Origin of the sequence: Aneurinibacillus sp. UBA3580 (genome assembly GCF_002375825.1) — a bacterium.
In the GTDB taxonomy this organism is placed as follows: Bacteria; Bacillota; Bacilli; order Aneurinibacillales; family Aneurinibacillaceae; genus Aneurinibacillus; species Aneurinibacillus danicus.
This window is the reverse complement of the sequence record NZ_DFMZ01000049.1, coordinates 1-26,355: the sequence shown is the minus strand read 5'-3', so window position 1 is coordinate 26,355 and position 26,355 is coordinate 1. Positions and strand designations below refer to the sequence as shown.

22 protein-coding genes are annotated in these 26,355 nt (G+C 44.1%); 19 read left to right on the top strand and 3 right to left on the bottom strand.

Translation table 11 applies throughout. The annotated features are described in order from the left end of the window. Positions 1–119: 119 nt before the first annotated feature. Both B2899_RS07945 and B2899_RS07940 read left to right on the top strand, forming a co-directional pair. On the top strand, positions 120–1,103 hold the full coding sequence (locus tag B2899_RS07945) for a DMT family transporter (RefSeq protein ID WP_286884929.1): 984 nt from the start codon (positions 120–122) through the stop codon (positions 1,101–1,103). A 218-nt stretch (positions 1,104–1,321) separates the two neighbouring features. Beyond that, positions 1,322–2,500, top strand: a complete 1,179-nt coding sequence (locus B2899_RS07940; protein ID WP_286884928.1) for an RNA-guided endonuclease InsQ/TnpB family protein — start codon at positions 1,322–1,324, stop codon at positions 2,498–2,500. Positions 2,501–2,728: 228 nt separating this feature from the next. Here B2899_RS07940 and B2899_RS07935 read toward each other — a convergent pair whose 3' ends face one another. Further along, positions 2,729–4,561 carry a sigma-54 interaction domain-containing protein gene (locus B2899_RS07935; protein WP_286884924.1) on the bottom strand — a complete coding sequence of 611 codons (1,833 nt, stop codon included), beginning with the start codon at positions 4,559–4,561 and terminating at the stop codon, positions 2,729–2,731. Between the two features lie 222 nt (positions 4,562–4,783). On the opposite strand from B2899_RS07935, the gene B2899_RS07930 reads away from it, so the two are divergent. From B2899_RS07930 to B2899_RS07900, 7 genes are all read left to right on the top strand, one after another. Beyond that, positions 4,784–4,978 carry a hypothetical protein gene (locus tag B2899_RS07930; RefSeq protein ID WP_286884923.1) on the top strand — a complete coding sequence of 65 codons (195 nt, stop codon included), beginning with the start codon at positions 4,784–4,786 and terminating at the stop codon, positions 4,976–4,978. 16 nt (positions 4,979–4,994) lie between these two features. After that, positions 4,995–6,413 (top strand): purine-cytosine permease family protein, encoded by a 1,419-nt coding sequence (locus B2899_RS07925; protein WP_286884921.1) that lies wholly within the window; start codon positions 4,995–4,997, stop codon positions 6,411–6,413. 27 nt (positions 6,414–6,440) lie between these two features. Then, the gene (locus B2899_RS07920) at positions 6,441–7,952 is read left to right on the top strand and encodes an aldehyde dehydrogenase family protein (RefSeq protein ID WP_286884920.1); all 1,512 of its coding nucleotides are present in this window, start codon (positions 6,441–6,443) and stop codon (positions 7,950–7,952) included. A gap of 64 nt (positions 7,953–8,016) precedes the next feature. Continuing rightward, on the top strand, positions 8,017–9,240 hold the full coding sequence (locus tag B2899_RS07915; protein ID WP_286884918.1) for a (Fe-S)-binding protein: 1,224 nt from the start codon (positions 8,017–8,019) through the stop codon (positions 9,238–9,240). Continuing rightward, positions 9,237–10,763: an FAD-binding oxidoreductase gene (locus B2899_RS07910; protein WP_286884916.1), complete on the top strand. Its 1,527-nt coding sequence runs from the start codon at positions 9,237–9,239 to the stop codon at positions 10,761–10,763. Before B2899_RS07915 ends, B2899_RS07910 begins: the two co-directional genes overlap by 4 nt. Next, entirely contained in the window at positions 10,760–10,960 is a 201-nt protein-coding gene (locus tag B2899_RS07905; RefSeq protein WP_286884915.1) for a hypothetical protein, read from the top strand. The genes B2899_RS07910 and B2899_RS07905 overlap by 4 nt, the downstream gene beginning before the upstream one ends. 2 nt (positions 10,961–10,962) lie before the next feature. Next, on the top strand, positions 10,963–11,502 hold the full coding sequence (locus B2899_RS07900) for a flavodoxin family protein (protein WP_286884912.1): 540 nt from the start codon (positions 10,963–10,965) through the stop codon (positions 11,500–11,502). A gap of 334 nt (positions 11,503–11,836) precedes the next feature. Here B2899_RS07900 and B2899_RS07895 read toward each other — a convergent pair whose 3' ends face one another. Further along, positions 11,837–12,532 carry a response regulator transcription factor gene (locus B2899_RS07895; protein ID WP_286884909.1) on the bottom strand — a complete coding sequence of 232 codons (696 nt, stop codon included), beginning with the start codon at positions 12,530–12,532 and terminating at the stop codon, positions 11,837–11,839. Positions 12,533–12,801: 269 nt separating this feature from the next. Between B2899_RS07895 and qhpC the strand changes: the two genes are divergently transcribed. The 10 genes from qhpC (at position 12,802) to B2899_RS18410 (ending at position 23,984) form a co-directional block, all read left to right on the top strand. After that, positions 12,802–13,122, top strand: a complete 321-nt coding sequence (gene qhpC / locus B2899_RS07890) for a quinohemoprotein amine dehydrogenase subunit gamma (RefSeq protein ID WP_286884907.1) — start codon at positions 12,802–12,804, stop codon at positions 13,120–13,122. 16 nt (positions 13,123–13,138) lie between these two features. Further along, positions 13,139–14,797 (top strand): quinohemoprotein amine dehydrogenase subunit alpha, encoded by a 1,659-nt coding sequence (peaA, locus tag B2899_RS07885; RefSeq protein WP_286884905.1) that lies wholly within the window; start codon positions 13,139–13,141, stop codon positions 14,795–14,797. Between the two features lie 17 nt (positions 14,798–14,814). After that, a complete protein-coding gene (peaB, locus tag B2899_RS07880; protein WP_286884903.1) occupies positions 14,815–16,275 on the top strand; it encodes a quinohemoprotein amine dehydrogenase maturation protein in 1,461 nt (486 codons plus the stop codon). Further along, positions 16,275–17,357: a YncE family protein gene (locus tag B2899_RS07875; protein ID WP_286884900.1), complete on the top strand. Its 1,083-nt coding sequence runs from the start codon at positions 16,275–16,277 to the stop codon at positions 17,355–17,357. The genes peaB and B2899_RS07875 overlap by 1 nt, the downstream gene beginning before the upstream one ends. Positions 17,358–17,439: 82 nt before the next feature. Next, on the top strand, positions 17,440–18,375 hold the full coding sequence (locus B2899_RS07870; protein ID WP_286884897.1) for a hypothetical protein: 936 nt from the start codon (positions 17,440–17,442) through the stop codon (positions 18,373–18,375). Positions 18,376–18,397: 22 nt separating this feature from the next. Next, positions 18,398–19,393 (top strand): peptidase U32 family protein, encoded by a 996-nt coding sequence (locus B2899_RS07865; RefSeq protein ID WP_286884895.1) that lies wholly within the window; start codon positions 18,398–18,400, stop codon positions 19,391–19,393. 10 nt (positions 19,394–19,403) lie between these two features. Further along, positions 19,404–21,092: an ABC transporter ATP-binding protein gene (locus B2899_RS07860; protein ID WP_286884893.1), complete on the top strand. Its 1,689-nt coding sequence runs from the start codon at positions 19,404–19,406 to the stop codon at positions 21,090–21,092. Next, entirely contained in the window at positions 21,064–21,867 is an 804-nt protein-coding gene (qhpE, locus tag B2899_RS07855) for a subtilisin-like serine protease QhpE (RefSeq protein ID WP_286884891.1), read from the top strand. Before B2899_RS07860 ends, qhpE begins: the two co-directional genes overlap by 29 nt. Positions 21,868–22,003: 136 nt before the next feature. Continuing rightward, a complete protein-coding gene (locus tag B2899_RS07850; protein ID WP_286884888.1) occupies positions 22,004–23,491 on the top strand; it encodes an aldehyde dehydrogenase family protein in 1,488 nt (495 codons plus the stop codon). Between the two features lie 136 nt (positions 23,492–23,627). Continuing rightward, positions 23,628–23,984, top strand: coding sequence for a winged helix-turn-helix domain-containing protein (locus tag B2899_RS18410; protein ID WP_414631758.1), 357 nt, complete (start codon positions 23,628–23,630; stop codon positions 23,982–23,984). Between the two features lie 66 nt (positions 23,985–24,050). On the opposite strand, the gene B2899_RS07845 is transcribed toward B2899_RS18410, so the two are convergent. After that, positions 24,051–26,216 (bottom strand): ATP-binding protein, encoded by a 2,166-nt coding sequence (locus tag B2899_RS07845; RefSeq protein ID WP_286884885.1) that lies wholly within the window; start codon positions 26,214–26,216, stop codon positions 24,051–24,053. Between the last annotated feature and the right edge of the window lie 139 nt (positions 26,217–26,355).

The window sequence follows — 26,355 nt, the reverse complement described above, 5'->3', positions numbered from 1 at the left end:
TTTCCTTCGTACCACAAAAGTCAGCCGCTCTTCTCATGATTTTCATGTCGGGGTTGCGGCTGAGGTGCCATGGTGGTTTTATATCATGAAATATATGTAAAGGCGAAAAGAGGAATCGTATGGATAAAACTACAGCCCTGCTTTGGATTGCTATTATTCTTTGGGGAGTTGCTATTGCCCCTGCAAAATGGGCATTAGAATCATTTCCCCCTTTTTTTCTTATGTTTCTTCGATTGTTATTTGCCGGCCTTCTTTTTTTGCCGTACGCTTTGAAGAAAAGGCAGAAAAAGAATGTGCCCATTCCGTGGAAGCGATTATCTATTCTTTCTTTTACAGGGGTTGCAGGATATTCCATGCTGTACACTTTCGGAATTGCTCTTACAAGTGGGACGCACGTAAGTATCATTGATGCTTCTATTCCTTTATTTATCCTGCTACTTTCGGCGTTTTACTTGAAGGAAAAGATTATGTATATACAGTGGATTGCACTTGCGATAGGGACACTCGGGGTTCTATTTATTTCATTGCCAATAACCAATATAGTAATAACTTCAGAAGCATCCGATTTGAATGGTTCCTCTTTTGTGGGAGATATGCTTATCTTAGCAAGCGCGTGGTTGTTTGCTTTTTATACGATACAGCTGAAGCGGCCTCAGGCTGAAGCGGCATTGTCTAGTGAGATGTTTACTGCGTTAACACTCATACTGGGAGCATTAGTAGTCTGTCCTTTTGCACTTGTTGAAATGTTTTTGTACGGATGGTCAGTAGAAGTTACTGTGAAAAGCTGGTGGAGTCTTTGCTTTTTAGTACTGGGTTCTTCCATTCTAGCGTACTGGTGTTGGAATACAGCATTAGAAAAGGTTTCAGGAGCCAGGAGTGGGATTTATCTTAACATCCTTCCCTTAGTCAGTATTTTAGCTTCTGTTGTTTTTTTACATGAGAAATTGACGGGGAAAATTATTCTGGGAGGGATATTCGTGCTAATAGGAGTAGTAATGGCAGAAAAAGCGTCACGTACTCAGCATAGAAAGGGTGTATATAACGCTGTAATCGAAAAAGCAGCGCAAGAAAAAGAAGTTAAAGAAAAGGAAACAACCGCTTAGATACGGTTATTTCCTTAAGGTGTCAGAAAACCTTATTTAACATTTTTCCGAAAGAAGTCTTCCACTTCTAAACGTGAAGGTGTGATGACGCTCGTGAAAGTGGGAGATGAATGTCGGTGAGACGGTGCCTACCCTTGCTTCTTGCAGAACATTTGATCCCTTGGTATACTCTTCTTACGTCCCATCAAATCAGGATGATAGGAAAGGAGGGGGGGCGTATGATTCGTGCGAAGAAAGTGTATTTTCATGCATCGAAAGCCGAGCAGGATCGGTTATTTGCCTGCAATCGTGAATCGGCACGTGTCTGGAATGAATGCTTACGGTTGGCAAAGAACTTCTACCTCGAACATAAAAAATGGATGTCCAAGTCCGAGCTTCAGAAACAAACCAAAGGAAAATTCCACTTACATAGCCAATCCATCCAGGCCGTTTGCCACAAATACCTTTTCGCCAGAGACTCCTCCCATCAGGCTATCAAAAAAGGACATACAACCACACGCTATCCCTACAAGAAAAAGAACCATTACAACACCAAATGGGTAAAAGACGGCTTCAAGATTCACCCAAACGGAAAAATCGAACTCTCCATGGGCATCCACAATGGAAAACGGGAAAAACCAATCGTCGTTCATGCATCGAATCTGCCACAAGGACACATCAAGGAAATTGAATTGTGTTACGACAACGGACTGTATCTGGCCGTTTCGTTTGAAGATGGACAAGAGAAGAAGGAATATCAATCCGGACAAGCGGTTGGGGTGGACCTGGGTGAAATTCACACGCTGGCTGCTTTCTGTGAAAATGGGCAAGCCTTAATCATAACAGGCAGGAAAATACGGACCCTTCACCGTTTACGCAATAAGAAGCTCGCTGAAATCCAGCGTCTGCAATCAAAATGTAAAAAAGGATCCCGCCAGTGGAAAAAATACCAACGAGCCAAACAATATATGCTGTCCAAATCCGGGAAACAACTTCAAGATGCGCTGCACAAAGCGACCCGAAATTTTGTGGAATGGTGCGTAAAACAAGCCGTTTCCGATGTGTATATAGGAAATCCGGAAGGGGTGCAGCGAAACACCCGCAAGAAAAAGAAAACAAGCCGTAAACAAGCTCAGAAATTATCCAACTGGTCTTTTGGAAAAGTCAAGGCGTATCTCAAGTATAAATTGATGCAGGATGGCATCCACATGCAAGAAGTGGATGAATCGTATACGAGTCAGACATGTCCTGTCTGCAAGAAGAAAAAGAAAGTGTCTTCTAGAAACTATGTGTGCTCATGTGGGTACCAGGAACATCGGGATATCCACGGTGCGCGCAATATTCTGAGCAAAGCCATCTATGGTGACATTCGACATTTCGATGTGCCAACGACACAAAAGTATCTACGGATTGCGTAAGCAAGAAGTAGTAGAAGGTCGGTTCCGACCCAGCTATACGGAAAACGTATAGATGTTGCTTACTTACGTATCGAGAGGACTTCCGATTGGATATCGAGCGTGAGAGGCACATCCTCTTATGCGCAGAAGCCTCATCGATAGGGTTGGTAAGAAACTCCCACCTCTAAGCGTAGGTGGGAGAGGTTCATCAAAAAGCACCTTACGGGGGTGTTCTCGTAAGAGGTCGTACTATCCTTTAATTTTTAGTATCCTTTTCAGTTTTTGTATCTCTTTGGCGACATAGCTTGCGCTAAAATCAGAGCCAAGAATCGCAATGACTGTCTCATTCTCATCATGAATCGGCGCTATGCTGGATTTCCACTCTCCGAACTTATCCATGTAAATTGGCGTGACGCCGACATGACCTTTAAAGGCATTGTAGACAACTCTCATCATGTCTTTCGGTCCTTTATATTCCTCCCCTGGTTTAATGGCAAGCCTCTGGTCTGCAACCAGGTTAATAATACGTCCATCCTCTTTCATCATCCAAATGTAATTCCACTGAATCTTTCCCTCAAGCTCACGAATCATCGTCAGCTTTTTTTGCAGCTTTTGATAGTAGGGATTCGTTACGGACGGATTGCGTTTTAACTGTTTGACATCGTCACTGTTCAGTGAAGCGGCAGTTACAATGGCAACCGAACGCAGCTGTTTGTTTAATTCTTGTTCCAATACATCGAATTCTTTTTCATTCTGTTCTATTTGATGCCGTTTTTTCTTTTCTTTTAGCTTTTTGTACTTACGGCTCATTGTAGGCTGGCTGATTTGCAGTGCCTTGGCTGCCACCTTAATCGAGCTGTATTGCTTCATAGCCAACTCCAATAGTTGCTCTTCCACCTGTTCCAGAGCGGTTTGCAAGGGAACAACGGTTTGAAGAGACACAAGGTTTTTTTCTTGAGCGAGCGGGTTAGCTAGATAGGTTTGAAGAAGAGGAGCTGTAATCACAGGCATTTCCGTTGTGACGACGATACGTTCAATGATATGTTCCAGTTCACGTACATTTCCATGCCATGGATAGACCGTCAACAACTCTGTGGCCTCCATACTGAATTCTATGCTCTTTTGATAAGTTTGGTTGTATTTACAGAGAAAACACTCCGCCAATAGGGCAATGTCTTCGGTTCGTTCCCGGAGTGCAGGAATATGAATCGGTACTACATTCAAGCGGTAATACAAATCTTTGCGGAACGTTCCTTCCTGGACCTTTTGTTCAAGGTTTTGATTGGTTGCGGCGATGATTTGAATGTCAATTTTTATCGGCTGGGTTCCTCCGATAGGGGTTACTTCCTTTTCTTGCAGGACACGCAAAAGTTTCACCTGCAGATGCAGTGGCAATTCACCGATTTCATCAAGGAAGAGCACGCCGGTATGCGCCAGGGGAAAATAACCTGCTTTTCCTTTAGGATCGGCACCGGTAAATGCTCCGCGAGTATAGCCGAATAATTCGGATTCTAATAAATTCTCTGGAATGGCACCGCAATTTACTTTAATAAACGGTTTATCGGCGCGGCTTCCGTGCCGATGGATGAGGGTGGCGATTTTTTCTTTCCCTACGCCGGATTCGCCTGTAAGCAGGGTAGAGGCGGAGGTTTGTGCCACTTGTTTGGCCTGTCGAATGACATGTCGCATCTTTTTACTTGTGAAAATGAGGCCCGGGATGGACGCCTCCTCTTCTTTCTTTCTATTCATATGTGAAATCATGGGCTGCACTTGAGATTCATGCATAAGTTTGCGGAATGCAATGATGACAAGGGGGTCTTTTTCTGCCTGATATATCGGGATAGTTGTCACCATTACTTCTTCCCCGTCCCACGTTTTCTGTAGGGTTGTCGATTTGGTGCGCAGTTGAAACGCAGATTGTGCAATCGCACTCGGCATCGGATACCTGTCCAGTACGCCTTGTGTCTCCCATACTACCGCACCGTGGCGATTGCATACGAGTATGTCATCGTAAAAAGAGAGGAGCATTGTTTGTAAGGCGGAATAAATCTCTTCGACTGTGAGCGGCATAGCTGGAACCATAAACAACCTCCTGTTCTTAGGTATTAGATTATTATCATTGTAACATAAAAAATAACAAAAAATTCAGACTTAATATATAATTTCACAGATGCATTTTTTTATTGTTATTTTCATAGAAAGCAGACGCAGCCAAGCATAGAAAATCAAGTAATACAGCCGTTTTGAGAGTTGGCACAGCATTTGCGATAGAAAAAAGACAAAAAAGGAAAGGAGGAATAGGTTTTGAATGACAATATGTCCGTTACCCCACAAGAAGATTCATTTGTGACGCAGTTGCTTGCGGAGTTAGACACACGCGTCCAGCAGTATGAGAGTGATACGGAGGCGAGCGTAGAACGGATGAGGATAGGTGACGTCTTCCTTCCTCTTCTCATCACGGTGCTGATTGCGTTAGGGTTTGTACTCACCATCAAATGAGAGAGGGGAAACATGTATGGCTGAGAAGTCCCGATTGATTTCCGATGAAGTGCAATTTGGTTTTTTGCCAGCCAAAAAAAATGAACGGGAATTTGGTTTTTTGGATTTGATGTTTGTCCAATCCGGTTTTGGAATTGCCGCTTGGTGTTTTTTGGTTGGAGGGCTGACGGGCTCCGTCTTAAATGCCAAGGATTCAATTTTCACCATTCTCTTTGGTAATGCATTTCCCGTATTTCTCATCGTTCCGATTGCCGTTTTATTTGCACGGTATGGGGTGGATACGTTCATTGGCTTTCGTAGTGCGCTTGGCTACAAGGGCTCGGACATCTTTTTTGTGATGTTTGCGGTGTTAAACCTGGGCTGGATTTCCATCGCCTGTTTTATGGTTGGGGAGGCATCCACCAAACTGTTAGAGTTGTTCGGTGCCGGCGCGTTTTGGACAGCACGCGAGACTGGCGCGCCCATCTTTGCGATTCTAGCGTTCTTCATCGCCTTCAGTGTCGCGTTTCAGGGACCGGTAGCTATCAAATGGTTTACACGAATTGGGGTTCCCTCCATTTTGCTTGTGCTCATTGGATTGATTGTTGTGGTGTTATTCAAAGAGGGACCAGCGAAACTGTTTGCGCTGCAGCCTGCGAGTCCGTATGATTCGTATGCGCGTTCGATTGCGACAGCATTGGAGTGGAACGTTGGGCTTGGCTTTTCCTGGTTACCGTATATCGGGCAGTACAGCCGACTGGCAAAAAGCGAGAAATCTGCTTTTACCGGCAGCTTCTTTGCCTATGGTGTTGTGTTAAACATTGCGGCGATTATGGGTGCGCTCACCTCTTTGCTCGTGGCTTCCTTGTATCCAACCGATTGGATGGTTGCAATTGGAGGAAAGGTACTCGGGTTTTTGGGCCTTATGCTTCTCGTTGTGGGAAACGTGACATCTGCGGTCTTGCTTATCTATTCTCAGGGCATTAGCTTTAAAACCGTGTTTCCCAAACAGAAATGGTGGATGGCCCTGGCGACGACGATTCCGGCGGCAATATTGATGAGCAGCCCATCCTTTTATGACGCTTACGGTCGTTTTCTTTCGATGATTTCGTATGTTATGGCAGTGTTTGGCGGTATCATTATTGCTGATTTCTTCTTGGTGAAAAAGCAAAAAATCTCCCTGCGAGATTTATATAACCGTCAGGGTATCTACACATTCTGGCACGGGGTTAACCCCTCGGCCGTCGTTAGCTTTATTGTGGGCACGGTAGTGTATTGGTGGATGTACAATCCGCTGAAAGATGAAGCCAGCCCCTTTTTTAACTACATGAGTGCCGGCATCCCCGCGTATTTTGCCGCTGGGATTGTCTACTATATTTGTGCTGCGTTTTTGTTCCGCTACCATACCCAGGACATAGCGGAAGGAAGCGGTGTTGCGCAAGAACATATTTCCTAACTCTATTAAATAAAAGGAGGATTCCGAATGGAAAACGTAGTCCGAGATGAACAAAGCATGGAGGAAGAAGCAACATTAGTGGTGCATATGTACATTGATGGGCAGTGGGTGGAAGGCGCTGCCGGAGAGACACGAGACATTGTGAATCCGGCCAATGGACGCACCATTGCGACAGCGGTGGAAGGTACGGCAGAAGACGCCGGGCGCGCCATCCAGGCGGCAAAGCGGGCATTTTATACAACATGGTGGGACACCCCGGCTATCGAACGCGCCAAACTGCTGTTTGATGTAGCGAGGAAGCTGGAAGAACGCGGCGATGAGTTTGCCAAAACGGAAACCTTAAATAACGGAAAACCACTGCGAGAAGCCATCTTTGATGTATATGATACGATTTCCTGTTTTAAATACTATGCGGGACTGGCGACGAAGCCGCACGGACAAACGTACGAAGTACCGGATCCACAGCAAGCCATGGTTGTACGCGAACCAATCGGGGTGTGCGGACAGATTGTGCCGTGGAACTATCCGCTAATGATGGCAGCCTGGAAGCTCGCACCTGCACTGGCGGCCGGTAACACGGTAGTATTCAAGCCGTCTGAGTTGACACCGCTCTCTGCAGTGAAATTATTCGAAATATTCGAAGAAGTTGGCTTCCCGCGCGGCGTTGTCAATTTGGTGCTTGGCGCCGGAGCGACGGTCGGTCAGGAGATTGCAGCAAGCCATGATGTGGACAAAGTGGCCTTTACAGGCGGAACAGCTACAGGACGGAAAATCATGGAAGCATCATTAGGAAATCTAAAAAAGGTTTCGCTGGAGTTGGGCGGAAAATCGCCGAATGTGGTGTTTGCGGATGCAGATTTTGATACTGCAGTTGATTATGCACTGTTTGGCATTTTCGCTAATCAAGGCCAGGTATGCTCGGCAGGCTCCAGGCTTTTATTAGAAGAGTCTATTCATGATGCGTTTATAGAAGCGCTTATCAAAAAAGCAAAAACCATCCAGGTCGGACCGGGACTTGACCAGCGAAGCCAGATGGGGCCGCTAATTTCGGAGGCTCATATGGAAAAAGTGCTGCGCTACATTGAAATCGGCAAGCAGGAAGGAGCAACGCTGGTGCACGGAGGCAAACGCATCACGGAAGGTAAATTGAAAGACGGCTATTTTGTGGAACCGACGATTTTTACCAACACTCGTCCGGACATGCGCATTGTACAGGAAGAAATTTTTGGTCCAGTCCTGGCCATTCAGACATTTAAAAGTGAAGAAGAGGCCATTCACCTGGCAAATGATACGATTTACGGCTTAGCCGGTGCGGTGTTTACAAATGATGTATCTCGTGCCTTCCGGGTGGTAAAGCGCATTCGAGCTGGTATTACATGGATTAATTCGTATCATCCGACTTACAATGAAGCGCCTTGGGGCGGCTACAAGCAGAGCGGGCACGGACGTGAACTTGGTACATTTGGCTATGAAGCGTATACGGAAGTCAAGCAAATCAATAACAATCTGAAAGTCGAACCGATTGGCTGGTTTGACTGAGCTAACAACAGCACTGTGTTGGTTTGGAAAGTCAATAGGATGCAAATGACAGGAAAGGGGCAGGATGATGAGCACGGTAAATGAAGAAAAAGCACGGCAGGTACAGGAGCAGTTGACAGTAGATTTTACAGACACGGCGTTTGGCTGTTTTAGCTCCCGACATAAGTTTTGTCGGGAAATCTGCCCGGTGTTTCAAGTGACCGGAAATGAACAGCATACTTCTTATGGCTTCCATGCCAACATTGTGGCGATGTCACAAAACGAGGCGACGCTTGCGGATGTGTTTGATGACTACAAGCATTGTTTACGCTGCGGCGCCTGTGAGACGCGCTGTCCGAATACGCTGTTTACTGGTGATTTTTATTTGAATCGTACGCGAACAACGGACGTTGTTGCTGAGGTACGGGCAGCAGCTGTTGAGGCGGGGATTGAGGATTCCGCATGGAAGAAATGGGCGGAGGATACGATTAAATACAAAAATGAAATGCAGGGAGACCCGGAAAAAGTCGCAGATTGGGCCGATGATTTCAATCTGCCACGAGGCGGAGACACCATCTTATTCTGCGATTGCGAAGCTGCATTCAAGCGTATCTCCGTACCAAAGGCGATTGCGAAAGTACTGCAGTTGGCTGGTGTTGAATTCGGACTGATGTACGATCAATGGTGCTGTGGTGGGCCGCTCATGGAGATGGGCTACCGCAAAGAAGCCGAAATGTTTGCACGCCACAACATAGATGACTGGAAGCGATGCGGGGCAAAACGGATTGTCACGCTCGATCCGCATGATTATCTAACGTTTAAACATGAATACCCGCGCTATTTCCCGGAAGCGGCTGAGTTTGAGATTTTACACATTACCGATTTGGTGGATGAGCTGCTGCAGGAAGGTAAATTAAAGTTTACCCACGAGGTTAACAAAACAGTAACGTACCATGATCCGTGTCGCTTAAACAAGCGGGGAGGCATTTGGGAGTCGCCGCGCAACATCTTACGTGCTATTCCGGGTCTGACATTCATTGATGTAGACCATATCACGCAGTGGGCGTATTGCTCTGGCGGCGGTGGCGGGCTGGCACAGGCAAAGCCTGAACTTACTAAGGAAATTTCGACTCGCCGTGTTCGGGCAGCTGAAAATATCGGTGCTGAGGCGATTGTAAGTGCCTGCGTTTGGTCGGAGCGTCCGCTTACAGAGCGGGTGAAGGATGGCACGACGGCCCTCGAAGTCTATGACATTATGGATATCGTAGCGCTGGCCGTAGGCTACGATGTATTGGAGGGGAATATATGACAACGTCTTATACCCGCGTGGACGACATTGTCTTAAACGACCTGCGAAAAGTGCTATCAGCCGAGCGCGTGACGGATGCACCGCAGGCCCGGTTTCAGCGCACAATTGTTCCAGCACCGTTTCCCATTCATCGCATTAAAGATTATATGCCGGATTTGGTTGTGTTTCCGGAGACGCGAGAGGAAGTTGTAGAAATTGTAAAAATTGCCAACGAGCACAACGTGCCCATTGTGCCGCGGGGCGGCGGCACAGGATTGACCGATGGTGCCGTACCGCTGCGACGAGGCATTATTGTTGACATGAAACGAATGAAGAAGATTATCGAGCTGGATTTGGAAAACCGTACGGTAACCGTACAGCCCGGCATCAACATGCTGAAGCTGAATGAATACCTGGCGCCATACGGGGTGTTCTACCCGGATGATCCGGCTTCCTATCCAGTGGCGACCCTGTCGGGACGTGTGGGGACCGGCGGACTATCGCTCATCGGCGCACGGTATGGTCATACCCGTGATTTGGTTGTCAGTCTTGAAGTGGTAGTGGCCAATGGCGAAGTCGTGCGGGTTGGCGAAGGGGGAGGCAAAAAGACGCGTAAATCTTCCTCCGGATACCGGTTAAAGGATTTGTTCATCGGTCACCAGGGTACGCTTGGTATTACAACCGAAGTTACACTCGAACTGGTGAAGCTGCCAGAAGCCGTGTTCCCTGCCTTCTTTATGTATGATGATTTTCAAACGGCATACAAAGCGTTAAAGGAGTTTACCGAGTGCGGCCTTGCAACTATGGCCTCCTGCATCCTGTTTGACGAACGAAAAATCGCCTATTTACGTCGGGACGACGAAGCGTGGATTCCGGCTCCGGAATGGTTGGATGGTATTATCTGCGTATGCTTGTACGGCTATGAGGATGAAGTCGAAGTTGGCAAAAGGCGCATCATGGAGATTGCTGCACGCACCGGCGGGGTGTATGCGGGGGAGGAGATTTCCGAAGGCGACTGGGCGTCCCGTCATGATCGGTATGCCACGCCGCTGCATGGGCGAAAAAAAGACGGGCAGGTAGTGCGCATGAGCTGGCACTGTGAGGATGCCTCGATTACCTACAGCGAGCTTTTGGCAGTGAAAGACAAATGGCACAAGGTAGTCGATGACTTAATCGAGAAATACGACATTTTTGATAACTGGGGTATTTTTATGTATGCACAAAATCCATTTCGGGGGTACGGGGACTACTTAATGGAAATTGATGTCGGAATTCAGGACCAAAAGTTGGATGACGAAACGTGGAAAGCGTGGAGCGATGCAAAAAAAGAAATTTCCCGTATTGCGTTAGAGCATGGTGGATCTATGAGCTCGTGCCACGGATCGACCCGTGACGGAGAAGTGGAACTGATTGCGGATGAACTGGGGTACGGTTATGAAATTATGAAAATGATTAAGCGCAACCTCGATCCGAATAATATTATGAATCCTGGCAAATATCTATTGGATTGCGCCTATGATATAGAAAGTGAGGCGAAGGTATGAAGAAGAAAGCGGTAGAGACGCATCACATTACAGTCGATGGCATTTATCGAGTGGACCCGGCCCGAATGAAGCAAGTGCATCAGGACGTAAGTGACACCGAACAACGAAAAATCATCCGTGATCGCGTGAGTTACCTGGAATGGATGCAGCATCATTTTGCGAAAAAAGTGGTGCCCCCTCATGAGGATGGACAGTAACAATGGGAGCAATCGGTAAACCGAGTATCCTAATTGTCTATGACCCGCGGATGCGACTGGTACCGGAGTTAGCGCAGTTCATCGCAGGTGGAGTGGTCAAAGGCGGTGGGGTGCCGACGCTATGTTCGACAGGAATGATTACGCTGGAGGAATTGAAAGCCGCCGACGGAATGGCCGTAGGTTGCGCAAATTGGACCGGTGTAACATCGGTGTTGAAAACATGGTTCGACTCGCTTGGATCCCAATGGGAAGAAGGTACGTTCAATGGTAAGGCTGGCGCTGCATTTACCATTGGGGATGGACCTGGAGCCGGTACGGAGTTTACCCTGTGGAGCATTCTGCATTGGATGATGGCCAACGGCATGGTGGCGGTCGGACTACCCTGGATGGAAGAGATGAAGCAGGGTGGTTCGTACTATGGGGCTGCGGCAAGCCGAGGCGTCATCGAGGAGGCAGAGCAGCGAATGGCACAGCAATTGGGCATCCGACTGGCGCAAGTGGCCGACGCGCTGAAGAAACAAAACGCTTTTGGGATACTTTAACAAACGTGTAACCTTATTCGGCGGGGCTTCATAGATAGGAAAGAAGGGAGGAGTTCCTTGAGGCTGACCCAAAAGGTCATGTTACATGCCCTTTTGGGTCAGCCCCTTTCTTAATTTATAGAGGTCAAAAAAGGACAGATCCATCAACAGGTGAAGTCTGTCAAAAATCAAGAAAAACGTATAATAAATGGTTATGATTCAATTTATAGGTGTTAAATACAAAAGAAGTTAACGCTCTATACTCTTATTAAAATATTCTTGCACCGGAACTGAAAGCTAAAAAGATGCAGTTCCTTTTTGATATCTCTTTTAAGAAGAGTGATTTTTTATGAAGTTAAACGGCTGCAAATTTGTAGCCTACTCCCCGAACCGTAATAATATAGCGCGGATTCAGCGCATTTTCCTCAATGCTTTTTCTTAGACTCGAAATATGTACAACCACCGTTCTTTTTTCACTCAGCGTATCCATGCCCCATATCCTATCGAGTAATTGTTCCGGAGAAAAGACACGATTTGGATTTTGTACTAAAAAGGCAAGCAAATCAAACTCTTTTGCCGTCAACTGGATCTTCTCATTATCCCGGAACACTTCCCGGGAATACATATTGATACGAAAGTTATCAAAATGAAGGTAGTGTTCATTTTGACTTTCTTTTTGCTTTTGTAAAATGCGGTTCCTGCGTAAATGAGCACGAACACGGGCCATTAACACGCCGATGTTAAATGGTTTTTCGATGTAGTCATCTCCTCCAACGCTTAGTCCTAAAATTTTATCATTATCTTTATTTTTACAGCTCACAAAAATGATTGGACAAGAAGTAAGCATACGCAGCTGCTGGCAGATCTCCATTCCATCTGAATCTGGAAGCATCACATCAAGAAGAATAAGGGAAGGGGGGTTTTTTTTAACATGTTCAATCGCCTCCCGCCCAAGTGAAGTTATGGAATAAGGCAAAGCTTCCTGTTCAAAACAAACAGCCAACAATTTTTGAATCTCTCTATCATCTTCAATAATAAGAATTGGTTCCATAATTTTCACCTCTTTAAACAATAGTTAATAAATTTTCTTAATTAAATCGATGATAAAGTAGAAATCCAGCAAATTTTAATATAAATCATTAGGCCTACTAAAAGGGTACCTCTTTTTTGTTATCATTTACTTTTTTATCCAATCAATGCGCGTGGTATCAAATAAACTTTACCAGAAGTTGATTCTCCTTTAATTAAAAACCAACTTTCATTTACCAAACAATAGGTAGAATGTTTTAAAAGTTAAGAATATTTGAGAGGGGTGCGAAAGTGGAACATATTAAACCTTTAAATTGGAAAGGAAAGCGATTACAGAAAATAATTGACGTCAAGAAAGAGCCAGAGGTTGAAGGGCTTTCTTTGCTGCCAATGGGATGCGCAACGCTTTTTGATCCAGGATGGGAAACAGATTTTTCAGGCATGGTGCTTGATGGATTATGTCAGCCGCATTATCGAGATATTTATGGCTGCTATGGAGATTGCTGGTGGGCGGCTCAGGTTCCTGATGGGTTAACCAACTATGGTTCCTACTCTGATGAATGTCCGGTAGCAGCCAATGACTGGCGAAAACTCAACTATGTAAAACCATAGAAAAGGAGGGGGGAACATGTCCAAAAGACGACTTGGTATTTTAATATCCTGTATTGCCCTGCTACTTGTAGCTCTGGCTATTTTTACACTGGTTAATAACAAAAAGAGTATAAATGTGATGCAGCAAGCAGCAAAGCAGCAGTCTGCGGAAAGTACAGGGCAAATCCATGTCAGCAAACAGGTACAAGCCTCCTGCATGAGCTGTCATGCGGTTGATAACAATGGAAAGCTGGCTCGAATCGAATATATGAGAAAAACACCAGAAGGCTGGTCGCAGACCATCGCCCGGATGGAACGAATTCATGGTTTAAAAATTACAGATGACGAAAGAAAAATCCTGATTAAAGACTTAAGTGAACAGCGGGGTCTGGCACCGTCTGAAGCAGAACCGGTGAGGTATTGGGTAGAAAATAAACCTTCTTACACAGAAGCTGACTCGCCTAATCCAAATGTGCAAAATGGCTGTATCGCCTGTCATGCGGGAGGACGATTTATGGCCCAGCGGAGGACGGAAGAAGAATGGAAAAATCTCAAGGATTTCCACCTTGTCATGTTCCCCTCCACGTATTTAAATAACCGGCATTTAGATTGGCCGAAGGTGGCGGATGCTGCTCTCGATTATTTGGCCACGCAATATCCGGAGAAGACAGCAGCATGGGATGAATGGAAAGGAAAGCATTATGAAGCACAGGGAAAATGGAAAGTTGTTGGATACCGTGGTACGCAGGGATTCTATGTCGGGGATAGTGAAATTCAGAAAGCAGGGGATGGATATTCGGAAAATAAATCCATTCGCTATATGAATGCGGGCAATTCTGAGACATTAACAGGAAAGATACAGATGTATTCGGGGTATACCCTGCGCACTCAATATGATCAGCAGGGAAAGAAGCTGCAAGGGGTCTTTAATATATTAGAGAATGGAAATGAGATAAAAGGAGGCTGGGCGGAAACGAAAGATGCCGGCATTACCGGGGAAGAGACCTATTATAAAGTTCAAACCGAAAAGCCGGAAGTTGTCCATATGGAACCTGCGGCGATCCAGCAGGGCAAAACCAGTGAACTAACTTTATACGGAATGAATTTAAAAAAGTTAACCGCACAGAGCATGAAGTTTCCTGAAGGAGTGACAGTAAAAAGCGTAGCAGCATCCTCTAATGATATCGTAAAGCTTACTGTTACCGTTGATAAAAACGCCCCTATCGGATCATTCTCTATCGCTTCTGATAAAGCGAATGTTCATGAAAATCTTACTGTATATGATCGGGTGGATTATCTAAAAGCGACCCCATCTTACGCAGTGGCAAGAATGGGTGGAGCAGGTCCAATGCATAAAGTAAGTACACAGTTTACCGCCTACACATACAGCAATGGAAAAGATGGCAAAAAGGGAACAGCGGACGATCTTAAGCTAATGGCTGTACCAGCAAAGTGGACGCTCGGTCCATATCCAGAAGAAATCAAGAATGATGAAGATCTTAAATATATCGGAAAAATAGCTGAGAATGGATTATTTACTCCATCGATAGAGGGAGTGAATAAAGAACGACCTTATACAGCAGAAAATGTAGGAAGTGTTACTGCTATCGCATCATATACGTGGAACGGAAAAACCTTTATTGGAAAAGCACATCTCGTTACTGCGGTTCCAGATTATTCAAATGTCGTTAACTAAGGTAAGGGAGGATTTTTATGCAGAAAATGCAGCTCAGCAACTACATCCAGTTTCATGTCGGGAATCAGTCATATTTGTTCCATGGCCTTACCGGAAATATCCTTGCTCTTGATGAAACGGCGGCAGATTTTGTTGCATTTGTACAAAAACATGGCGAATCCTCTGGAGATAGTTGGATTTTTGATCCGGAGAAGTATGTTAGTAAGATGGATACGACTGAAAAGTATCAAAAAATGCTGAAGGAATTCATGGATTTAGAAATTCTTCAGTACGTGGAAGAGAGTGAGGGGAGACGATTCTCCCTTACTCCACCGTCTCCGGCACTTACAGAAAATATGCCTGTAAAAACATTGGTGATACATCTGGTCAATGAATGCAATTTGCGCTGTACCTATTGTTATGCTGGTGACGGAGAGTATGGGGCACCGCAAAAGTATTTATCAAAAGAAGTTGCGGAACAAGCCGTTCACTTCCTTATGGAGAACAGCGGAGAAGAAACGTCCGTTACCCTGGTTTTATTTGGGGGAGAACCATTTTTAAACTGGGACGTATTAAAGCATCTTGTAGAATATAGCACAGAGCAGGGGAAGAAGTGGGGAAAAAAAGTACAGTACTCACTTACGACCAATGGAACTCTTCTGTCCCCTGCGCGCATTAAATTTTTGAATCAGTATTCAGTTGGCGTATCTGTCAGCATGGATGGAACGAAAGAAGCGCATGATAAAAATCGTTTCTTTGCAGGTGGACAGGGCTCCTACGATCAGGTCAACAAAAATGTAAATCGACTCATCGAAGGACATCAAAGTGCGCCGGTGGGAACCCGAGTTACCGTGACCAAAGGCTTTGAAAAAATTGAGGCATCTCTTCAGCATTTGTTATCCAAAGGATTTTACGAAGTGGGATTTGCCCCGGTAACCGAACCGGACACCAATCTCATGTTAAACGATAGAGATTTGCAGGAACTGCTACGCCAGTTTGAGGAAATTGCAGATTTGTATGTGGAAAACGCCATCCATAATCGCTATCTGGGATTTTCCAATATGACCAACCTATTAAAAGAGCTCCACATGGGGACAAACAAAGCGTATGGATGCGGAGCCGGTCTTGGATTTTTTGCGGTAAGTCCAGACGGCGGCTTATATTTGTGCCACCGTTTTAATGAAGACGAACGTTTTAAACTCGGTGATATCTATTCCGGTGTTCATCGGCAGAAGCAAAAAGAGATGCTCTCAGAGTTGCATGTCGACCGTAAAGAATCATGCAAAACATGTGCATTGAAGCATATTTGCTCAGGTGGATGCTATTATGAAGCAATGGAAAGACAGGGTGATTACCGTAAGCCAAATGCACACTACTGTAATTGGATGCATGAGTGGATTACCATCGGATTAAAAACATATGTAAGAATATTGGAACACAATCCAGATTTTCTCGACCGAATCGCGGGGATTGATAAAGAGAGGTGTGTGAGTAACTAATGATAAAAAAATTGTTGTTTATTCTTTATTGTTCCCTTTCTCTAATCGCTTTTTCACTCTTCGGCACGCAAACGACGGCACAAAGCTATACCGAGCGCGCCTATGTAACTGGTTATGGTGAAGTTACAGTGGTAAATCCGGCAGTGCCTGAAATTACCGGTCATATTAAAGTAAAGGGTCCGGCCAGGGATATAAGTTTTACTGAAGACGGGAGAAAGGGAGTGGTAATTGCTAATGGCAGAACGACCTTTTACGTTTTTGATGCCGTCCAGAACAAGGTATTGGACGAAATAAATCTGGTTGGACGAACCGATAAGGGGATGTTGGACCGACGTGTCTGGGGATCAGCCATTTCTCCGGATGGAACCAAAGTCTACGCTTTTGTAACGCAGGGGGAAAAGCAAACCAATCTTTACAAAGTGTTGCCCAGCAAAATTATTGAGGTGGATTTAAAAACAAAGGAAGTTACTAAATCAGTTGAAGCGCCATACGGCATTCATGCCATTCAGTTTAAAGAGGGGGACCCAAAAACGTTGTTTGTATGGGGGTATGATCTTTATACACTACATACAGGCACCTGGAAACTTAAGAAGGAAGTGGGGATAAAGCATAAAGACAATCCAAAGGACGGTTCTACTAATATTCTGCTGCTCTTCCCGCGTGGCCCAGGAATTAGCGGGAGCCCGTTTAACTCGATGCCAACTATTACAACATATCCAGACGGGCGGGTGACGGAGGGAATCGCCTGGTTCAACACAAAGACAGGAGAATATCATTCCAAGGATTTTGATAAACCTCCCGTAGGCATGTTCTCCGCTGTGGTCGATCCACAGGCGAAATATGGTTACTCAATTATGAATCACTGGTATAAAACAGATTTGAAAACCGGACATGTCATTAAAGACACGAAGCCGCCGACAGGGACGATATATGGGTTGAATATGAGTGCTGATGGGAAGAAACTCTACCTAGCGGGCGGAGGAAACGATTTTATTGTGGCAAATACCGATTTACAGGTTGAAAAAATAATAAAGCTTCCAACAGATGGATGGGATGTAAAAGTGAATCGTATTAGGAATTAAATAAAAGTAAAGGCGAACTCTAGCATAAGAGATTGCCTTTACGGTTTTTTTCAAAATCTACCAAAGTAGACGGAGGGTGCGTATGGTTGAGTTTGCCGTTGCTGTTCAATCGCAAAGAGATTTGCCTCTTGTTGAATCGCCATGGGCTTCTTTTGCACACCAGAATCCAATAGAAACAGAAATGCAGACCATCTTTTTTGAAGAATGGGAGCGGTTATACGAAAAGAAACGAAAGCCAGATCGGATTTATTTCGGTTCTGAATTCTGCCAGTATCGGCTGCCTTCTCTGTCCACTGTAAAAAAAGCGTTGGCATATAGCTGGCATAACGGTTTTGAGTTTACATTTGCTTCTCCTTATGTTCACAATCAAAAGTTTCATCTACTTCTTGAAATATTGGAAGACTTGCATCAAACTGCGGGCGTAGCAGGTCGCTCCATCGAAGTAGTACTCAATGACTGGGGAGTATATCATCATGTGCGGACGAATTTCCCATCATTGCACATCGTAATTGGGCGTCTATTGAATAAAACAATTCGTGACCCACGTATCGCAGACTATTATGATGATGAACGTGCACCTGAAAGCGCGCGGAATGTTGTAAAAGAAACAGGGCTATTTTCAGACAGTTTTTCTCGTTTCCTTGAATCAGCCAATGTCGTGGGGATAGAGTTTGATGAACTTGTGCAGGAGCATAAGTTAGCGCAGCATAAAAGTCCCTATCGGCTATCCTTTCATTTTCCATTTGGATGTGTGGCTAGCGGTAATGCTTGTATGGTGGGATTTATGGAGGCGAGTAAGAAGGAGAAATTCCGTGGTGACCCGGAGTGTAAACAGCAGTGTCAGCTCTACACCTTTGAACTAAAAAATAGGCAGTTTACTGATATGGAGTATCGTATTTTTCAAAAAGGTAACACGGCCTTTTATGCTTATAATCCAAACATTGTAAAAAGGGGACTTCAAGGCATGATAGATGTTGCTTCCACTCGAATTGTTTACAGCCCGAGAATACCAGTATAAGACAATAAAAGGAGGAACTCCTATGAAAATACTGGCACCTTTAGGAACAGCAAAAGAAGTGGAAATGCTGGCGGAAAACGGAGCAGAAGAGTTTTACTGTGGAATCACCCCAATGGAATGGATGGAAAAATACTCAGCGGGCGTATGGGTAAACCGGAGAAATCCATTTGCTGGCGTGATGTCATTTAAAGAATTGCAGAAAATTGTAGACCAGTCCCACAGCTACGGCATTCCAGTCTATATTACATTAAATGCTCCTTACTATGTGCAAGAGCAATATCCCATGCTGCTCGATTTAATTAGACATTGTACGGAAGTGGTGGGAGTGGACGCTTTTATTGTTGGAGATATTGGTCTAATGATAGCAATGAAGCAACAAATACCAAGCGCCACTATTCATGTCAGCAGTTTAGCTGCCCCCCTCAATACAGGCAGTATACAGCTGTACAAAGAATTGGGAGCAGAAAGAATCGTCCTGTCTCGAACTGTGCAGTTGAATGAGATTCCTGCGCTAAAAAAAGCGGCAGGTAATATCGAACTTGAGATGTTTATTTTAAACGACGGGTGTGTGTACGAGGAAAGCTTTTGTCACACTACACATAATCGGGCCGGTGCTTTCTGTTCACAAAGTCAGTGGGATTATATCAGTATGCCAACAAGTGGTAACTACACGCTCAGCGATAGCGAAAAAATAAAGCTGGAAGAACAGGTAAAAGATTATCGGGAATTTGTTTGGTTTGTTAATGATTGTGGATGTCAAATTGCGCAGGATGGACTACCCCTTGGTCCCTGTGGGCTGTGTGCCTTACCAGCTCTTTATAAAGCGGGAATTGATTCATTAAAAATCGTAGGAAGAGAAAGTTCATCGTACCGGAAACTGGCCAGCGTGCAGTTAGTGAAGGCGGTAGTAGATCGGGTTAGATCCGAGGAAGCGGAGACGCAGGTAAAAGAGTATGCGAGGAGAATAAGGAATCAACCTTCTTTTTGCGAGTCGGGACTAATGTGTTACTACCGATAGGAGGAAAGCTGTGCAAAAAAAGCTTGTTTCTTTTATTGTCCCTTACTGGAAATCACTCTCATTTCTTCTCTTTTTGAATATTTGTTCTACTGTTTTGCTGACGATTCAACCTATGTTTGGAAAATTCGTGATTGATCAAGTATTTACCCGACAAGTCTATTCATTTTCCTTTGCTATGACACTGGGAGTTATCTTCATGCTGCTTGGCTTAGGGTTGTTTCTTTTTACTAAGTATTGTTATCTGCGCATGAGTATGAGCATGAGTATGAAAATGAAAGGTGCGCTCTATCGGCATTTTATGGAGACCCATTCTTTTTCTCATCCTAAGCGAAGAGTCGGAGACGTGGTATCCAGACTGAATGAAGATCTGAGAGAGGCTCAGCACTTTTACACAGATAATACAATGCACTTGATTATCCTTAGCCTTGGTTTTCTGTTCCATATATTCCTTCTGTCTTTTTTGGATTGGAAAATGACCGTCTACTGTCTCTTACTACTGCCTGTGCTGATCTTTGCAACACAAAAGTTCCGAACTGTACTGTTCGATATGAACATGAAGATGCGAACCCTCGCAGCAGCCAATCAAAGTTTTCTTTTTGACACGCTTTCTTCGATTCGTTTTATTCGAAGTTCTCGTCTGGAAGGATGGCTGGAAAACAAATACCAAAACGAATTGCAGACGTTGAATGAACAGCAACTGCGGCTCGCCTTTATCAATGGATGTGCCCAGGGTGTCCCTCAGACTGTTATCTTAATTTCCACGATTGGTACGGTGTGGTTTCTTGGATTAGGCGTGCTTCAAGGTTCGGTGACCTTGGGAACCCTGCTGGCATTCAGCGCTTATCAGGCGAGGCTGTACAGCTCGATCCAGGGATTCACGCAGCTATATATTCGCATGCAAAAAGGCAAGGTAGCTGTAAAGCGTATTGAAGAATTCTTCAATCTGCCTCTTGAAGAAGAGGGGACCAAAGAGCTTTCCTGTGTTACTTCAGGTATTGAATTTCGTCAAGTGAGCTTTAGTTATGAAGCCCACCAGAAGGTGCTTGAGAATATAACTTTTTCTATAGCCAAGGGTCAGAAAATAGGGATTATCGGACAAAATGGCGCAGGAAAAAGCACAATGGCCGACCTGCTGACCCGGATACACAGGCCTTCTTCAGGTGCCATTTTCTGTGATGGAATCGATATTCAATCTATTACACGTAGCTCCTGGAGTCGTAAAGTATGTCTGGTAGCTCACGACCATCCGATATGGTTCGGCACAATTGAAGACTATCTTACGCTCGGAAAAGTCCCATTAACCCTGCTTGAAATGAGGAATGCTCTGGAAGAAGTGGGGTTATGGGAAGATGTGAAATCTATGCCGGCAGGGCTTCAGACTCAGCTAGGGGAAAAAGGGGCCAAGCTGTCTGCAGGGCAGAAACAGCGTTTAGTTTTAGCAAGAGCTCTTCTGCAGAATCCGGATGTATTCATATTCGATGAAGCAACGTGCCATCTCGATATAGAGGCGGAGCAAAGAATTTTTGAGCTAATCCGGAAGAAGATGCAGGATAAAACCGTGCTCATTATTACACACCGGATACAGAACATTTTATGGGTAGACCAGCTCTGGTCTCTATCTGAAGGATCGCTTTCGAGCTATACGCACCATAATTCAGGAGGAGATGATTATGAACTACTTACGAGGAAACATGGCTAAAGAATGTTGGGGAAGAGGACAAGGGATTCGAATCGCGCATATCGACAGCGGCATCAATCAGGGGCACTCTCATATTGGACGGGTCGCAGGTGGTATTGCCTTTCATGTTTCGGAAGACGGAAGCCTCTTTCTCTCAGAAGACTATAGAGATAATTTAGGACATGGAACAGCGGTAGCCGGGGTTTTATATGAGCACGTGCCTGATGCTGAAATATGGGCCGTAAAAATTTTTCACGATAGTCTGAGCGCGCATATCGAAACATTGTGTGCGGCGATGGAATGGTGTATCGAGGCGAAGATGGACATTATTAATTTAAGTTTGGGCGTTCGGCAAGATAATTTTGATTTTCGTGAAATTTGTGTAGAAGCAGAAAAAAGGGGGGTTTTTATTGTCTCAGCCTGCGATGAAAAGCGCGGGTTGCTGTGGCCTGCTTCCTATTCTTCCGTTTTCGGAGTGAAGGCCGAAGCCGACTGTAGCGGCAATATGTTTTTCTATCATACCGAGGAAAAAGTCGTTTTTTCCACTCTTGGCATCCCCCGACGATTAGAAGGACCCCTTCAGAAGTTCAATTTGGAGGGACATAGCTTTGCTGCTGCCCATGTTACCGGGTTTCTGGCAAAAATTCGAGAGAAATATTCGATTCAATCTAAAGTAGATCTAGAGGGCTGGTTGTCCAAATGGTTGATATCCCATGACGTACCGAGCGTCAATCTGAAACTAACTGAACTTTCTAAAACGAATTCTGGAAAAATTGCCCGTGTGGAATCGATATAATCGGAAAATTACGATAAAATCCTGCGCTTAATATTCTTCTAAAGCAGAGCTAAGGTACTGGTTACCTAAAGGCTAAGGCACCAAAAAACGCCGACGGTCAACCTAAAATATAGCAAAAAACAAGGAGGAAAATAAGATGAAAGTACAAGAATTAATAAAACCACAGGTAGCTGCATTTGTAAACGGAACAAAAAAACTGTTAATCGGTGGTCAGTGGGTAGAAGCTGCTTCCGGTAAAACATTTGAAACAGTGAATCCTGCTTTCAAAAAAGTACTATGCCTCGTAGCAAACGGGGAGGCAGAAGATATTGATCGGGCGGTAAAGACAGCTCGGGCAGCGTTGAATGGTCCATGGTCAAAATTGACTCCTTCTCAGCGAGGACAGCTATTATATCGTTTGGCTGAATTAATTGAGCAGAACGGGGAGGAACTTGCCCAAATTGAAACGCTCGATAATGGAAAGCCTATTCGTGAAACGATGAATGTAGACATTCCTCTTACCGTAGATCATTTCCGTTACTATGCGGGATGGGCGACAAAAATTTACGGGCAGACCATCCCTGTTTCAGTACCGAATTACTTTAACTATACGAAACGGGAGCCGGTAGGTGTCGTCGGTCAAATTATTCCGTGGAATTTCCCGCTTTTAATGGCAGCATGGAAACTTGCGGCTGCGCTTGCCTGCGGAAATACTGTGGTATTAAAGCCAGCAGAGCAAACACCGCTGAGCGCTCTTCGTTTAGGCGAACTTATTATGGAAGCAGGATTTCCAGATGGGGTTGTGAACATTGTTACTGGATTTGGTGAGACGGCAGGACAGCCACTTGTTGAGCATTTGGATGTAGACAAAATTGCGTTTACCGGCTCAACTGAGATTGGAAAACTCATTATGCGCCAGGCTTCCGGCACACTAAAGAAAGTATCACTTGAACTAGGCGGGAAATCGCCAAACATCATTCTGCCTGATGCAGATATGTCAAAAGCAATTCCAGGAGCTTTTGGTGGTATTTTCTTCAATCAGGGACAGGTATGCTGCGCTGGCTCGCGTCTGTATATTCACAAAAAAGTATATGACAACGTACTCAGTGACATGGAGGCGCATGCAAAAAAACTAAAAGTCGGAAACGGCTTATTGCCGAACACAGAAATGGGTCCCCTTGTTTCCGAAGAGCAATTCTCCCGCGTAAACCACTATATCGATCTTGGAAATCAAGAAGGAGCTTCGATAATTACAGCATACGCGGACAGTAAAGAACTAGAGCAGGGATATTTTGTGAGACCAACCGTATTTGCGGACGTAACGGATGATATGACAATTGCCCGCGAGGAAATTTTTGGGCCGGTTCTGGCCGCGATGCCGTTTGACGATTTGGAGGATGTGATTGAGCGTGCGAACCGGACAACATATGGACTGGCAGCTGGTGTATGGACGGAAAATGTTGCAAAGGCCCACAAGCTTGCGGATCGAATCAAAGCCGGAACGGTTTGGGTAAACTGCTATAACGTGCTGGATGCAGCTTCTCCATTTGGCGGTTACAAGCAGAGCGGCATCGGGCGGGAGATGGGAAGTTATGCACTGGAGTTGTACACAGAAGTGAAGAGTGTTTGGGTAAATATGAATTAATTACTGGTCGTAAGTGAAAAATGAATTCTTTTCCCCCACTTTTCTCACTGAATGAGTGGGGGGTTCTTATGTCTTTTAGAAATGATTAAGTAAAATATTTTCTGTAAATTTATTTGAATTTTACTTTAATTTTATCTTGTCTATAGGTACGACACCCGAAAATATCTGGATTTTTCCAGGCTTAACGATTAACCATGATTCATATAAAGTTTTGATAGGAGAAAAGGAAGTTCCGCTCACTAGAAAAGAATATGAACTGCTTTTTTACATGGCAAAATCTCAGGGAACCGTTTTTACGCGGGAAGATATATTACTCAATGTATGGGAATATGGCTCATCGGGATACGTAAGGACGGTTGATACTTATATAAAGCGTCTTCGAAATAAATTGTACAAAGTTTCATCACATGTTGCTTCTTACATTATTACGGTATGGGGAGTGGGCTATAAGTTTGATATTCCCTCCTCAACTTCACTTGCTGAAGTTTTATAGTAAAAAAGTACAGGCCGTGTAGAAGAGATTCTATACGGCCTTTTTAGTACGCTTGGTACGAAAAATTTATTCTATATGGTAGGGTAAAACAATCACAATCGTTGTTCCCACATCTGAAGTCGTTGCTATAAAAATATCTCCGTCATGCTCTTCAATAATTTTTTTTGCAATGCTTGTCCCTAGTCCGCTTCCCGTTATTTTTGCATCCTTGGCTTTTGGTTCTCTATAAAACATTGTAAAGATATTTTTCATATTTTCTTCGGAAATTCCCATGCCATTATCTTTAATTTCTATGATAATAGATTCATTTTTTTGATAGCAGGTAATACTTATCTTGATCTTCTCTTGTTCACGGGAATATTTTATAGCATTACTTAAAATGTTCACAAGCGCCCTGTTCATTTTTGGCGGATCGACAAAGACAAGCGGTAAGTCAGCAGCATAGTTTGTTTCCACTTCAATATCTAGTCCTTGTACCTCGCTAATGACAATGTCTAGCGCATATTCCATTAAAAAATCTATATTTATCCATTCCTTTTCAAACGGTAACTGATTCATATTCAGAGCAGAGAGATCAAACAAATCATCAATTAACTGAATGGTATGGTTAGTACGTGCAAGAATGCTTTGGATAAACTCTTTTTCTTTTTTGGCTGAAAGCTCATATTTATTCAGCACTTGAAGATATCCTTTGATTGAGGTGAGCGGGGTTTTTAGGTCATGAGAGATTTGTAGAATAAGTTCGGATCGGGACTCTTCGAAACTTTTCAACTGCTCATATGTATTTACAATCTGTATATTTGCTTCTTGGAGCTCTTTTGTTCGTTCAAATACCTTTTTTTCCAGGTCCTTCGCACGCTCTTCCAACGCCTCAATTAACTGCTCAATTGTTTCATTCATCCAATTGAATGTTTGGGTTAAATTCCCGATTTCATCCTGGGAAGTCACGGCAATCTTCTCTTTATAATTTCCTTCCCCACTTTTTCTCAAAGCAAGTGTTAGATTTTTAATTGGCCCGGTTACTGTTCGAGAAAATTGGAACGAGAAAAAGATGAGAAGTATGACACCAGCTCCTAAAAAGAAAAGAAACCTAGTAAGAAAATCTTTCATTCGAAGATTAATTTCCTTGTTTGCCTCCTTGATAATGGGTGCTGAGATATCATTTTCAGGAATATAGAAATTCAACCGCCAGTCGCTGCTGGGCATGGAGGCGAAGAGAAGATAGCCTTTCTCCAAAGCTGAAGAGACAGGAACGATCCCTTTTTCTGTACGAATTTGAGATAGAATTTCCGGCTTTAACGTCAGCTGCTGTCCGCTAACAAAAAAAAGATTACTGTGTAAACTTCTTTGATTTTTTTGATTGCCTGCTATGTAGTTCCCATTTCTATTAGTAATAAACGAAAAAGCATGCGGCTCTTGAAAGGGCAGTTTGAGAAAATGCTGAACAATATGATCGAGTGGAAAATCAACCCCGACGACTCCACGTAGAGTGTTATCAGGCAGATATACAGGTGCAGTGGCTGTCACTACCCAGTTCCAATGTGTAACATCTTGATAAGGGCGTGTCCATTTGACTTTTCTCTCAGGATTATGCAGTGCATCAGCTGCATAATAAAACTCGTAATCCTGAATTCGGATATTCGGAGAAAGTTTATGAATAGAAACCTCATAATCCACATTAATAGGAGGGTATACCAACCAACCCGATTCAGCAAAAACAAAAAATACTGCTTTCAGCATGGGCTCCGTTTGAATCATTTCTTTCATTAACGGGGAAAGTTCTTTTGATTTTGCAAAGTCCCGCAGCAGAATAGGTGACAAGGTAGCTGTTCCACTGAGGAAAAGATTAGGTTCTTGTTTCGCAACTCCCTGTGGCTCCCATCTATACCCTTGTTTTCTCTTCATCAGATTAATAGAGGAAGAATTCTTAGAAACAGAACCAGGATCAGCAAACAAAAATTCGGCTTGCCTTCGAATTAAGTTTACACTGTTTTCTGTTTGCATAAATTTTGCATTATTTACCTCTGCTTCTTTTTCAAGAAGAGAAAGTTTTTGCTTTAACACGATATCAATTGTTTTTTTTATTTGTTCCTCTGTCATCGTACTAGATAGAGATTTTACCTGAAATAAACTATAGGTGCCAAGTATTACGTAAGGAACAAAAGAAATAAAGATAGTGAAACAGACAATTTTTAAGAAAAAAGATTTTCTTATCAATGTAAACAGCCGCAAACTTGCACCTCCCCAAAAAATTGTGAGCATATATCCTGAATTCAGCATATTTTCTCATACTAAAACTACGTATAATTTTGACTCCATTTTCACTCAGGTGTCCAAACGCTTTGAACCTCTCATGGCTAAAGCCACGAGA